Source organism: Streptomyces sp. TRM49041, assembly GCF_008271805.1.
Lineage (GTDB): Bacteria > Actinomycetota > Actinomycetes > Streptomycetales > Streptomycetaceae > Streptomyces.
Genome location: NZ_VSRY01000152.1, coordinates 263,890 through 275,977, shown reverse-complemented (window position 1 = coordinate 275,977; position 12,088 = coordinate 263,890). Strand labels below are relative to the sequence as shown.

Annotated in this window: 11 protein-coding genes; 8 read left to right on the top strand and 3 right to left on the bottom strand. The window is 68.0% G+C overall.

The window, feature by feature from the left end; genetic code table 11:
- Positions 1-39: 39 nt before the first annotated feature.
- From FVS66_RS24300 to FVS66_RS24275, 6 genes are read left to right on the top strand one after another with little or no spacing between them, the layout of a single operon-like run.
- Positions 40-717, top strand: a complete 678-nt coding sequence (locus FVS66_RS24300; RefSeq protein ID WP_149183311.1) for a class I SAM-dependent methyltransferase — start codon at positions 40-42, stop codon at positions 715-717.
- On the top strand, positions 714-2,030 hold the full coding sequence (locus tag FVS66_RS24295; RefSeq protein WP_149183310.1) for a N,N-dimethylformamidase beta subunit family domain-containing protein: 1,317 nt from the start codon (positions 714-716) through the stop codon (positions 2,028-2,030). The genes FVS66_RS24300 and FVS66_RS24295 overlap by 4 nt, the downstream gene beginning before the upstream one ends.
- A 14-nt stretch (positions 2,031-2,044) precedes the next feature.
- Complete coding sequence (locus FVS66_RS24290; RefSeq protein ID WP_262387172.1) at positions 2,045-3,187, top strand: glycosyltransferase family protein; 1,143 nt, start codon at positions 2,045-2,047, stop codon at positions 3,185-3,187.
- Between the two features lie 6 nt (positions 3,188-3,193).
- Complete coding sequence (locus FVS66_RS24285) at positions 3,194-4,795, top strand: hypothetical protein (RefSeq protein ID WP_149183308.1); 1,602 nt, start codon at positions 3,194-3,196, stop codon at positions 4,793-4,795.
- Positions 4,747-5,301 carry an FkbM family methyltransferase gene (locus tag FVS66_RS24280; RefSeq protein WP_149183307.1) on the top strand — a complete coding sequence of 185 codons (555 nt, stop codon included), beginning with the start codon at positions 4,747-4,749 and terminating at the stop codon, positions 5,299-5,301. The genes FVS66_RS24285 and FVS66_RS24280 overlap by 49 nt, the downstream gene beginning before the upstream one ends.
- A 23-nt stretch (positions 5,302-5,324) precedes the next feature.
- A complete protein-coding gene (locus FVS66_RS24275; RefSeq protein WP_149183306.1) occupies positions 5,325-5,963 on the top strand; it encodes a histidine phosphatase family protein in 639 nt (212 codons plus the stop codon).
- Between the two features lie 32 nt (positions 5,964-5,995).
- Here FVS66_RS24275 and metG read toward each other — a convergent pair whose 3' ends face one another.
- The gene (gene metG, locus FVS66_RS24270) at positions 5,996-7,720 is read right to left on the bottom strand and encodes a methionine--tRNA ligase (protein ID WP_149183305.1); all 1,725 of its coding nucleotides are present in this window, start codon (positions 7,718-7,720) and stop codon (positions 5,996-5,998) included.
- A 359-nt stretch (positions 7,721-8,079) separates the two neighbouring features.
- On the opposite strand from metG, the gene FVS66_RS24265 reads away from it, so the two are divergent.
- Both FVS66_RS24265 and FVS66_RS24260 read left to right on the top strand, forming a co-directional pair.
- Positions 8,080-9,375 (top strand): nucleotide sugar dehydrogenase, encoded by a 1,296-nt coding sequence (locus FVS66_RS24265; RefSeq protein ID WP_149183304.1) that lies wholly within the window; start codon positions 8,080-8,082, stop codon positions 9,373-9,375.
- 11 nt (positions 9,376-9,386) lie between these two features.
- A complete protein-coding gene (locus tag FVS66_RS24260; protein WP_149183303.1) occupies positions 9,387-10,340 on the top strand; it encodes an NAD-dependent epimerase/dehydratase family protein in 954 nt (317 codons plus the stop codon).
- Between the two features lie 137 nt (positions 10,341-10,477).
- Here the strand turns inward: FVS66_RS24260 and FVS66_RS24255 are convergent, their stop codons facing one another.
- Positions 10,478-11,017, bottom strand: a complete 540-nt coding sequence (locus tag FVS66_RS24255; RefSeq protein WP_262387171.1) for a hypothetical protein — start codon at positions 11,015-11,017, stop codon at positions 10,478-10,480.
- A gap of 53 nt (positions 11,018-11,070) precedes the next feature.
- Entirely contained in the window at positions 11,071-12,033 is a 963-nt protein-coding gene (locus FVS66_RS24250; RefSeq protein WP_149183302.1) for a hypothetical protein, read from the bottom strand.
- Positions 12,034-12,088: the final 55 nt, after the last annotated feature.

Sequence of the window (12,088 nt, the reverse complement as noted above, 5' to 3'; positions counted from 1 at the left end):
ACCGCCGCTCCGCAGACAGCCGAGAGGAGTGGTCACAGCGTGACCGGAACTAAGAAGCGACAGGACGGCCCGGGGGACTGGTCCGGAGGCCAGATCGCCTACTACCAAGCGCGAGCCGACGAGTACGACGCCACGTACAGCACCCGCATGGACATGCCCCGGCTCGCAAAGGCCCTGGACTCGCTGCCGGTCGGCGGTGACGTCCTGGAGATCGCCTGCGGCACGGGCCAGTGGACGCGGTTGCTGTCCCGCCGGGCCCGCAGCTTGACCGCGTTGGACGCGGCGCCGGAGATGCTCCGTCGGGCCCGCGGCCGCATGCGGGGCACCGCGACCCGCTTCATCGAGGCGGATGTCTTCGACTGGGAGCCGGACCGTCAGTACGACACGGTCTTCTTCGCCTTCTGGCTCAGTCACGTGCCGCCGATGGAGATGGAGCCCTTCTGGGACCTGCTGAGGTGGGCGCTGATGCCCGGTGGTCGCGTGGTGTTCCTCGACGACTCGCCGGCGAAGGCGGCGATTGAGGAACCGGCGGACGGGATACCGGTACCGACGGTCCACCGAACCCTGGCCGATGGTTCCCGTCACCTCGCCGTGAAGGTGCTCCGCGACCCCGCCGAGCTCTCCTCCCAGCTGAACGGTCTGGGCTGGGAAACCCACGTCGAGGCGATCGACCGCTTCCATCTGGCGGGTGTGGCGCGTCCCAGGGAGAGCGCGTGACCACCATCAACGGCTACCCGAACCGGCCGAGCGTCCGCGCCGGTGACGTGGTCCGACTGCACATCGCGACGTCCGCCCCGCGGTTCCACGTCGACTTCTACCGTTGGGGAGCGACGCCGGAGCACGCGGGGCACATCGAGTGGCCCGGCCGCGCCGCCTCCCCCGGACGATTCGACGCGGACTGGCAGTGGCCCGCGTACGAGTTCCTCGTACCTCCTGAGTGGCGTTCCGGGGTGTACATCGCGGTGCTCAGCACCGAGCGCGCGTCCGGCATACCGTCGCTGGATGCCAGAGAGGCGCGCATCCTGCTGGTCGTCACCCCCTCCGCTCCCTCAGGCCGCAGGGCTCTGTACAAGATCCCGACCTTCACGTATCAGGCGTACAACACCGCAGGTGGAGGCAGCCTCTACAGCGCCTCCCAGGTCACGACGCGCCGCCCCGGAGGCGGTGTCGGCGGGCCGGTGAAGGGCCTGCCTGACGCGTACGACCCGTCGTCGCCCCGGCAGACATTCGCGCACTGGGACGCACCCTTCATCGCCTGGATGGAGCGGAACCGGATCGAGGCCGACTACTGCACCGACCTGGACCTCCACGACGGGCTGCTCCTGCACGACGGATACCGCCTCCTGGTCTCCGCCGGCCACGATGAATACTGGAGCGCCGAGATTCGCCGACACGTGACCGCCTTCCGGGACTCTGGCGGCCATATCGCCAACTTCGGAGCCAACACCTGCTGGTGGCGAGTCGGAGTCACCCCGGACGGAACAGCGCTGTCCTGCGACAAGTTCCCGCCCGGTGCGTCCGCCGACACCGACCCGGACAGCTCGTACGGGTGCCCGGACCACTGGTGGGAGTCGGAGCCGGAGAACGCCCTCCTCGGCGTGAGCTACCGCAACGGCGGTGGTCACTGGGACGGTACCCGCGCTCCCCTCGGGTTCACCGTCACGGATGCCGGCCACTGGGCGTTCTCTGGCACGGGGCTGAGGACGGGCGACAGTCTCGGACACGATGGGGCGCTGATCGGCTACGAATGCGACGGCGCGGCCTACGAGCCCGACGCCGCCGGCCGCCCGTGTCCCACCGGCCAGGACGGCACGCCCAAGGACTTCGAGATCCTCGGCATCGCCGAGCTCCCCTCGGACTGGAACTTTGCCGCTCGTGAGCCGTTGCCTAGTCCCCGTGCGGCCACGCTCGGCCTCTTCACCGCCGCTGGCACAGTCTTCACCGCCGCCACTACCGACTGGGCTCGCCTGCTGGCCACCGACCCCCAAGTGGCAGCGATCACCCGCAACGTCATCACCCGCCTCTCCTGACAGAAAGGATCGTCGTGTCTGAATACGTACGGCCGCTCAACGTGGTCGTCGGTGTCAACGGCATCGGCATGGGCCACTCCGTCAGGCAGAGCGTGATCGCTCAGTACCTCCGCGACCGCGGGCACAAGGTGCGGATCGTCACCAACGGAGCTGCACGCGTCGAGTACTTCCGGGACCTCGGCTTCACCGCGTGGGAGGGGTGGATGCCGACGCTTCTCGCCCGTGGGGACCGCATACATGCAAGCGACGCGATACGCGACAACATGCGGCAGGCACCCGTCGGCTTCACCAAGCACCTCCGCCTGCGGCGGATCCTTCGCGAGACCGGCGTCCCTGACGTGTTCATCACCGACTACGAGCCCAACACCCCGCGCCTGGCCTATCACTTCGGCCGACCGTTGATCTCCGTCGATCAGCAGAGCAAGTACCGGCACCTCAACCTGCCGGCCGTCGGCCGGTACGCCCGCACCGCCGACGAGCAGCGACTGCGCTACTTCGCACCTCGCGTCGACCGGTCCTTCATCTGCTCCTACGTTCCGCTGGCGGCCGACGACCGAAGGCTGGAGTTCATCGCCCCGGTCATCCCCGACTCGGTGCGCTCCACTCCGGTCACCACGGAGCCCCTGGCCACGGCCTACTTCTCGCGCTACTTCGACCACGGCCCGGAAGAGTCGGTAGGCACCCTCGCCTCGGTCTTCCGCCAGTACGTGCCAGACCGCGCTCTGCGGATCTACGTGCAGCCGACGGAGATCGGCAATCTACGCAAGTACGCCCACGGCAAGATCGAGATCTGTACGTTCGACCGCGAGGCGTTCATCACGGACATGGCGCGGTCCGAGGCCGTCTTCTCCAACGCCGGCTTCAACCTCATCAGCGAAGCCTTCGTACTCGGCAAACCGGTCCACCTGGTGCCGCTGCCCACATACGACCAGCACTGGTGCGCCAAGGTCGTCCAGGAAGCGGAACTGGGCACATCCGCGCTGCGCATCGACCGCGGAGCGATACTCGATTTCCTCAACCGCAGCCGAGAGCTTCGGGACAACGTCGTACGTCACCGGGATCGGCACCTCTCCTCCGACCCCCGGGAGCGGATCGCCTCATACCTGGAGAGTCTGCCGGCGGTCGGCTGGCCGGTGCCCGCGCCGATCGCAGGGTAGCCGGGAATGTCGACTCCGCCGATTCCCTCGTACGTGGCGACCGCGGCGGTCGTAGCCGCCGTCGTGACCTGCTACCGCTTCGGTGTCTCCCCCGCGGTACGCGCTCTCGCCCGGTACCCCACGTCCTTGGCCGTGACCGCGGCTGTCACGGTCATCGCCCCTCTGTCCCTCCGGCCGTCGCCCCTGCCCGGGCCGCTGCACTGTTTCGTCGTCTCCATGATCGCCCTGCTGACCTGGCGCGGCACCACGAGCGACTACGACGTCACGCTGCCCATCGGTCCCCAGCGTCGGGACAAGCTGCTCCTCCTGTTCCTCGCCGTCACCTCGTGCCTTTGGGCCCCCGCCCTGGTGGCGTGGATCGCCGTGTTCTGTGGCAGGCTGCACGGATGGCAGCACCACGCGATGATGCCGGTACGCCTGCTGAAGGCTTACCTCGCCTGGTTCGTCATGACCGCGGTCCTCGCCCCGGCCCCTTCCGGCTCCACGGCCGGTCTGGTGCTGGTACTCGGTTGCGTCTCGCTGTCGCACTACGTCAAGCCGGCCTGGAGCAAGGCCCGTCTGGGGCCGCGCCCCTGGTCCTGGGCCTGGCACAACCGCACGCACTACCTCATGGCCTCGGCGTACTCCTGGGGCTGGGCGCGCTTCCTCCCGTCCAGGACGGTATCCCGGCTCCTGTGCCGGGCGAGGGTCGTGGACCGCCCCGTCAACATCCTCACGATGGTGGTGGAGGCCGCTGGGCTGGTCGCCTTCCTCGACCGCCGACCGCTGATCGCGATCCTGGTGGCGACCGCACTCTTCAACATCGCCGTCGCCCTGGCCTCCGGCATCTTCTTCTGGGAGAACATCGCCGCCAACATCGGACTCGCGACGGCCTTCGGATTGCTTCCCGAAAGAGGGTACGAAACGGCCTTCGGATGGCCAGCCGCACTGGTCGCGCTCACCGTGATGCTGCTCAGCACCGCCGATTTGCTGTGGCAGCCCTGGCATCTGGGGTGGTGGGACGCGCCCTTCACCGCCCGCATCCACTGGCAGGTGGAGACCGTCTCCGGCGCGACACGGGGTCTCTACAACGACTACATGTGCCCGTACGAGCGCGAGTTCGGCCGCGTCGAGGGCTACTTCCTGACGGACGAGCCCGTCCTCCACGGACACCTCGGAATCGTCTGGGACCAGCGGCTCCGGGATCTCCTCGTCCAGGCCCGCGGTGACCAGGACCGGCTGCACCAGCTCAAGCAGACCTACGGCCGAACACACAGGAACGAGGAACGGTCGGCCGAGCACATCGCCTTCCTCACCTCCATGTTCACCGGGCTCAACGCCGGTACTCGGAAGAGCCCCCTGCCCCGGTGGCTGCGTCACCTCAAGGCGCCCGGGGGCCAGCTCTACCGGTGGGGCGATCTGCCCGCCTACCACGGCGAGGAGCCCGTCCGCCGCATCACCATCCGCTACGAGGAGCGCTGCTACCTCCCCGAGACCGGCGACTTCGTCCTGCTCGCCGATCGCGTCGTACGGGAGATCGACCTCAGCGCTCCGATGACCAATCTGGAGGACAACACCACATGCGCAAGATCTTCGTCGACTGCGGCGCCAACCTCGGAATCGTGCTGAGGCAATTCATGCACGAGCTCCCGGACCACGACTTCTACGCCTTCGAGCCCAACCCGACCCTGCTCCCCTCCATCCGCGCGAACGTGGAGCGAGCCCAGCACGCCGGCCTGATCGAGGTCTCCCCCAGCGCGGTGTGGACCGAGGACGGGACCATCGACCTCTTCCTCGGCCACCACGAGAGCTCCACCGTGATGCCCGGCAAGCGGGTCCCGCCCATGTACGACCAGCAGATCGACTACAGCTCGCCCGTCCCCGTCCCCGCGGTGGACTTCAGCGCCTGGCTCCGCCGGACCGCCGCACCGGAGGACCTCGTCGTCGTGAAGATGGACATCGAGGGCGCCGAATACCCCGTGCTCAGGAAGCTGCTCGCCGACGGGACGATCGACCTCGTCTCCGTCCTCTACGTCGAGTGGCACCACGACCGCTTCCCCGCCATGAACCAAGCCGAGCACGACGACGTCGCCGCCGCCGTCTCCACGCGCGTCGACGTCCGCCACTGGGACTGACGGGAATGAGGGGACACGACGCCATGAAAACCCAGCACATCTACCTGATCAAGCACGGCGAGACGGAAGAGAACCTCCTGGGCATCCACCAAGGCCGCGCGGTCGGCGGTCGGCTCAGCGAACGCGGGCGCGCCGACATCCGGCTGGTCGGTGCTTGCCTCACGGCGGCCGGGGTCGCCGTGGACAGGATGCTGGTCAGCCCGATGTCCCGTTGCCGGGAGTCGGCCGAGCTTCTCGCCGCTGCGCTCGCCCCGGCCGATGTCCGCGTCGACGAGCGTCTGGCCGCCAAAGACAGCGGTCACCTCGGGGGCCGGCCCAGGGAACTCGCCGCCGCCGAGGCCGCTCGCCACGGTGTGCCGATCCACCAGCTCCGGACGCCGGGCGGCGAGTCCTCAGAAGACGTCCAGGCCCGCTACGTGGATCTCTGGAACGAGGTCTGCTCCGGGGCGAGGCGAACCACCGTACTCGTCGGGCACGGCGGGGGCATTGCCTGCCTGCTGCTGTGGCTCACGGGGAATGGCTTCGACCGGTACCTCCAGCACGTGCCCGGGTCCGCCGGAGTCACATGTGTGGAGATCGGGGGCCCGGCTCCGCGCGTGCGGCTCATGAACGTCTCGCCCGTGGACCTGCCCGCCCTCCTCAACGCCCGTACCGCCCGGTGAAGGTCGGGACGGTACGAGTGCGGGGACGCCTGTCAGGCTTCCGGGGCGCCGCCGAAGCGCTCGCGGTAGGACTCCAGGTCCTCCTCCGTGATCTTCGCGAAGAGCACGGGCGGCACGGTGAACGCGGTGCCGGCCGGGACGACGTCCAGGGCCTTGGCCTGGTCGCCGGTCACCCAGGTCGCGGTGTCGTTCTCCAGAGCGAAGGCCCCACGCATGGCTGCGGCCGTGGTCGGGATGAACGGCTCGGAGACGACCGCGTACAGGTGGATCAGGTTCATCGCGGTACGAAGCGTCAGCGCGGCGCCGTCCGGGTCGGCCTTGATCTCCAGCCAGGGCGCCTTCTCCTCCAGGTAGGAGTTGCCCGCGGACCACAGGGCGCGCAGAGCGGCGGCGGCCTTCCGGAAATCGAGCGCCTCCATGTGCTCCTCGTACTCGGCCAGCAGCCGCGCGATCTCCTCGCCCAGCCTCGCCTCCGCCTCGCCGGCCACGCGGCCGGCCGGGACCTCGTCGCCGAACCGCTTGCGGGAGAAGGACAGCACGCGGTTGACGAAGTTGCCGAGGGTGTCGGCCAGGTCCTTGTTCACCGTGGCGGTGAAGTGCTCCCAGGTGAACGACGAGTCGTCCGACTCGGGGGCGTTGGCGATCAGGAAGTAGCGCCAGTAGTCGCCGGGCAGGATCTCCAGGGCCGCGTCCGTGAAGACGCCACGCTTCTGGGAAGTGGAGAACTTACCGCCGTAGTACGTCAGCCAGTTGAAGCCCTTGACGACGTCGACCTTCTTCCACGGTTCGCGGACGCCGAGTTCGGTGGCCGGGAACATCACCGTGTGGAAGGGGACGTTGTCCTTCGCCATGAACTGGGTGTAGCGGACGGTGTCGTCGGCGTCGTACCACCAAGACTTCCAGTCGCGGGTCTCGCCGTCACCAGCGGCGTCCGCCCACTCCTTCGTCGCGCCGATGTACTCGATCGGGGCGTCGAACCAGACGTAGAAGACCTTGCCCTCGGCCGCGAGCTCGGGCCAGGTATCGGCCGGCACGGGCACGCCCCAGTCGAGGTCACGGGTGATGGCCCGGTCGTTCAGGCCCTCGGTCAGCCACTTCCGGGCGATGGACGTGGACAGGTGCGGCCACTCCGCGCTGACGGTGGCGATCCACCCCTCGACCTCGTGCTGGAGCTTGGACTGCAGCAGGAAGAGGTGCTTGGTCTCGCGGACCTCCAGGTCCGTGGAACCGCTGATCGCCGAGCGCGGGTTGATCAGGTCGGTCGGGTCGAGCACGCGGGTGCAGTTCTCGCACTGGTCGCCGCGGGCCTTGTCGTAGCCGCAGTGCGGGCAGGTGCCCTCGACGTACCGGTCCGGCAGGAATCGGCCGTCGACAGGCGAGTACACCTGGCGGATCGCCCGCTCCTCGATGAAGCCGTTCTCGTGCAGCTTCCGCGCGAAGTGCTGGGTGATCTCGACGTTCTGCGGCGAGGAGCTGCGGCCGAAGTAGTCGAAGGCCAGCTCGAACCCGTCGTACACGGCCTTCTGTGCGTCGTGGGCCTGCGCGCAGAACTCGGCGACCGTCAGACCGGCCTCCTTGGCGGCCAGCTCGGCCGGCGTGCCGTGCTCGTCGGTGGCGCAGATGTAGAGGACGTCGTGGCCACGCTGGCGGAGGTACCGGGAGTACACATCCGCCGGAAGCATCGACCCGACCATGTTGCCCAGGTGCTTGATCCCGTTGATGTAGGGAAGCGCGCTGGTTACCAGGTGTCGAGCCATCCTCGGATGCTCCATTTCGTACGTACGGCGCCGGTGGCGCTGCCACGGCGGGCCCAGGTCGGGAGGCCGCAGCCGACGCGATCACTCCGATCGCACGTCAGTGTCACGCATGGTGACGGAACGGGACTGCAAGCCACCGTCATCGTATCGAACCGGGGGTTTGGCCAGCCCGCGGGTTTTCCGGGTTCCCCATGCCGCGCCGGAAAAGCACTCGGCCGTCCGAGACAGGCGGCCAAGCGAGTCTCGTACGGCCGAGGCGCTCCCCATCTTACGGCCACCGCCCACCGCGGATACCGCGGCTACCGCGCCGCGTGTAAGTCCCCGACACCCCAACCCCCAACTTCAGCGAGGTGGACCGCATGATCAGGAATCACGACACCCGTCGGCTCCGCGTCGTCGTTGTGGGGCAGGGATACGTGGGGCTCCCGTTGGCGGTACGAGCCGCCGAGGTCGGGCACGACGTCGTCGGCCTCGACGTGGACGCCGGACGGATCAAGCGGCTCGTGCTCAGCGAGTCGTACGTCGAGGACATCTCGGACAGGCGGCTGGCGCCGCTTCTGACCGCCGGCGTCTTCCGGCCGACCATCGACCCGTCCGACTGTGCCGGGTTCGACGTGGCGATCGTCACCGTCCCGACTCCGCTGCGCGACGGCGCGCCGGACCTGTCGCACGTCGAGGACGCGGCACGGACGCTCGGCCGCCACCTCACCCGTGGGGCGATCGTCGTCCTGGAGTCGACCACGTACCCCGGGACGACCGAGGAGGTGTTCCGCCCGCTCCTGGAGCGTAGTTCCGGGCTGACCGCCGGCCGCGACTTCCACCTCGGCTACAGCCCGGAGCGCATCGACCCTGGGAACCCCACCTGGAGACTGGAGAACACGCCCAAGGTCATCTCGGGTATCACCCCTTCCTCCATGGAGGCGGTCCGCGACTTCTACGCGTCCCTAGTGGACACGGTCGTCCCTGTCGCCAGCTGCAAGGAGGCGGAGCTGACCAAGCTCCTCGAGAACACCTTTCGGCACGTGAACATCGCCCTCGCCAACGAGCTGGCGACCTTCGCCCACGACCTCGGCATCGACATCTGGGCGGCCATCGACGCGGCGTCCACCAAGCCGTACGGGTTCATGCCCTTCACCCCCGGCCCGGGTGTCGGCGGACACTGCCTGCCCGTCGATCCGTCGTACCTGTCGTGGCGGGTCGAACGGACCCTTGGACAGAACTTCCGCTTCGTCGAGCTGGCGAACGACGTCAACAACCACATGCCCGACTATGTGGTCCGGCGTCTCGTGGCGGGCCTCAACGAGCGTGGGAAGCCACTCAAGGGCTCCCGGATCCTGCTGCTCGGCCTGGCGTACAAGGCCAACACCGGAGACGCCCGTGAGACGCCGGCCGCTCGCATCGCCGAGCTCCTCACCGGCATGGGCGCCGAGATCCAGGCCGCCGATCCCCACGTCCTGGACGATGCACATCCTCGTGCCTCCGGCCTGGAGTGTCTCCACCGGGTCGACGTGACCGCCGACCATCTCACCGCGGCCGATGCCGTCGTCCTCCTCGCGGACCATGACGCCTTCGACTACCCGCTGATCAGCGCACACGCCCCATACATTCTCGACTGCCGCCGCCGACTCACCGGCGCCCACGTCGACTCTCTCTGAAGGGAAACAGCGTGAAGATCGTGATTACCGGCGGCGCCGGGTTCATCGGCGGCAACCTCGTCCGCGCCCTGACCGGGCAGCCCCAGATCACCCAGCTCCGGGTCGTCGACAACCTCTCCACCGGGGACAAGGCAAGCCTCGCCGGCCTCGACGTGGACTTCTTCGAAGGAGATGTCCAAGACGCCGCTCTCCTCGACCAGGCGTTCCAAGGCGCCAACGCTGTCGTCCACCTGGCCGCCCTCCCCTCTGTGCCGCGCTCTCTGCGAGACCCCCTGGCCAGCCACCACGCCAACGCGACCGGCACCATCCAGGTCCTCGAGGCCGCCCGCCGTGCCGGCGGCCCGCACGTGATCGCCGCTTCCTCGTCCTCTGTCTACGGCGCCAACCCCCACCTGCCGAAACACGAGGACCTCGCATCCGCCCCGATGAGCCCGTACGCGGTCACCAAGCTCACGACGGAGGCATACCTGAGCGCCTATCACCACAGCTTCGACCTGCCGGTCCTCCCCTTCCGCCTCTTCAACGTCTACGGCCCTGGCCAGCGCGCCGACCACGCCTACGCCGCCGTCATTCCGAAGTGGATCAGCGCCACCCTCGCCGACCAGCCGGTGACCATACACGGCGACGGCACACAGACGCGCGACTTCACCTACGTGGGCACGGCCTGCCGCGTCCTCACCGACGCCCTCCTCCGCCGAGTCGTCGACTCTCGCCCCGTAAACCTGGCCTTCGGGACACGCACCTCGCTGCTGAGCCTGATCCAGGAGATCGAGTCGGCGACGGGCCGCCCGGTCCTTCGGAACCACGTGCCGGGTCGCGTCGGCGACGTGCCCCACTCGCAGGCCGACAGCGCGCGCCTACGGGCTCTCTTTCCGGGAGTCGCCCCCGTAGAGCTTCAGGAAGGGGTCCAAGCCGCGGTGGAATGGTTTCGCCAACGGCTCACCGCGTCCGTAGCTGCGAGCTGATTCACAGCTGCGTCCCTCAGCTCTGTTGAGGGACGCACCGCTTGTGGAACCCTCAGCGGCCACGGCAGTCATTGCATCCCCGCGCCGCGCCCTCCACGCGCTCACCCGGCTCTGCTGCCGGAAGGAACCGGTCCCACTCACGTCTGCGGCTGTCGAGCGTCTGGAGTCCGGTCTGCCAGATCCCGATCCGAAGCCATGATGACCGCGTTGAACAACCACAGAAGTCGATACGCCCGCGCTACCCCGAGGATGAGTGCGGCTTCAACCATCCAGTGGACGCCGCCCGGGTCGCTCTTGGTCACGTCCAGGATGGTGGCCAGGAGACAGACGCCGGCGATCAAGAGGGTCGCCGACAGGATGCTGACCCAGTTCCGGCGGAACTGCGACGCCAGGTGGTCAGCGGTGCGCAGTGTCCGCATGCGTCTTCCCGACGCCGCGGCGTACAGGGCAACGGCCGCTGTGACGAAGCTGCCGACGACCGCCACAACCGTGGCTCCTGCCGTATAGATCTGCAGCCGTTGCTCGCGCCCCGGCTTCCCGAGCAGATCACCGCCATTGGTCCACCGGACCCAGGCCAAGTGCAACCCGAGCACGACGATGACAATCAGCCAGTCATAGCCTGGCCGCGCACGCCACTTGTTGAGCAGTCGCCGTGGTCCGACCCCAGTGCCAGGCATCGCGAATCCCCCTGCACGACCAGTAGAAAGACTTCCCCCTGTCGCGCTCCAGCCTAGACGTCGGCACCGACAGCGGCCCTCAGCACTCGTTCGTGCTCGAGAGCTACGCGCTCCAATTCGGTCAGGGCCACGTGGAGGTCGATCGAGTGCCCGTCGGTCGACTCGAGGGGGACCCTGCACTTCGCCGTGATGCGTTCTGCGACGAAGTCGATCTTCTCGTCGGTCGCCTGCTGGTCCCACTCCTCGATATGTGCCACCGCTCGGGCGGTATCAACCGCATCGGTGTTGTCGAGCCAGTCACTGATGTCTGCAGCGAGAGCGGAAGTAGAGTCCAGCAGCTGCCGGTGCCCCCGCGCACGGCGTCGCAGCGAGTACCACCGTGGCTTCTTGGGCACCTCCAGAGTCAACGTGATCGTCATGTCCGGATACTCCTCGTGCATCCGGCTGAGCGCCGTGCCAATGTCCGAGCTGCTGCGCAGCGCTGACGGACTGTCGTGGGGTTCGGGAAGTACGCGGATGGTCACCTTCTCCACTGCGCTGGCGCGGGCCAACTTGTCGCGAGACCGGGCGTCAACAACGGGACGGAGCGCGATCTCCTCGCCGATGAGGTGCATACCGTTGAACCAGCGCTGGATCGCACGCACACGTGGGGCCGAGATGCCACCACCCATTGTGGCCACGACGTTACCGAAGGAGAGGAAGTACACCGTCGTGACGTCGATCAGCCCCCTATTGGCGGCGAGCTGTAGGTAGCTGAACGACCCGTCGTCGAAGTTGATCTGCTGCGGCTTGTCCTTGCGGACTTTCGCCACCAGCAGGTGAGGGGCCGGCTGGAGGGGGTCTACGGCGCCGATCAGGGTCTCGCCAGCCGACTCGACGGTGCGCTGCGTAAGCGGAAGGTCACGGAGTTGCCGGAGTTCAGCAGCCCAATTGCGGTGCCCCATCCGGGAGGCAGGTTCCTTCGCGTCGGCGATTTCGTAGAAATGAACTGTCCTGTCCCGGTTTCGTGCAGCCATTCACGCTCCCCCGTCACGATCTGTGCCCATCAGGATAACGAACGTGAGGGTGCTG

Coding starts and splice junctions, on each gene's coding strand:
- FVS66_RS24285 (WP_149183308.1), top strand. CDS start 3,194: ATGTCGACTCCGCCGATTCCCTCGTACGTGGCGACCGCGGCGGTCGTA.
- FVS66_RS24280 (WP_149183307.1), top strand. CDS start 4,747: ATGCGCAAGATCTTCGTCGACTGCGGCGCCAACCTCGGAATCGTGCTG.
- FVS66_RS24275 (WP_149183306.1), top strand. CDS start 5,325: ATGAAAACCCAGCACATCTACCTGATCAAGCACGGCGAGACGGAAGAG.
- metG (WP_149183305.1), bottom strand. CDS start 7,720: ATGGCTCGACACCTGGTAACCAGCGCGCTTCCCTACATCAACGGGATC.
- FVS66_RS24265 (WP_149183304.1), top strand. CDS start 8,080: ATGATCAGGAATCACGACACCCGTCGGCTCCGCGTCGTCGTTGTGGGG.
- FVS66_RS24255 (WP_262387171.1), bottom strand. CDS start 11,017: ATGCCTGGCACTGGGGTCGGACCACGGCGACTGCTCAACAAGTGGCGT.
- FVS66_RS24250 (WP_149183302.1), bottom strand. CDS start 12,033: ATGGCTGCACGAAACCGGGACAGGACAGTTCATTTCTACGAAATCGCC.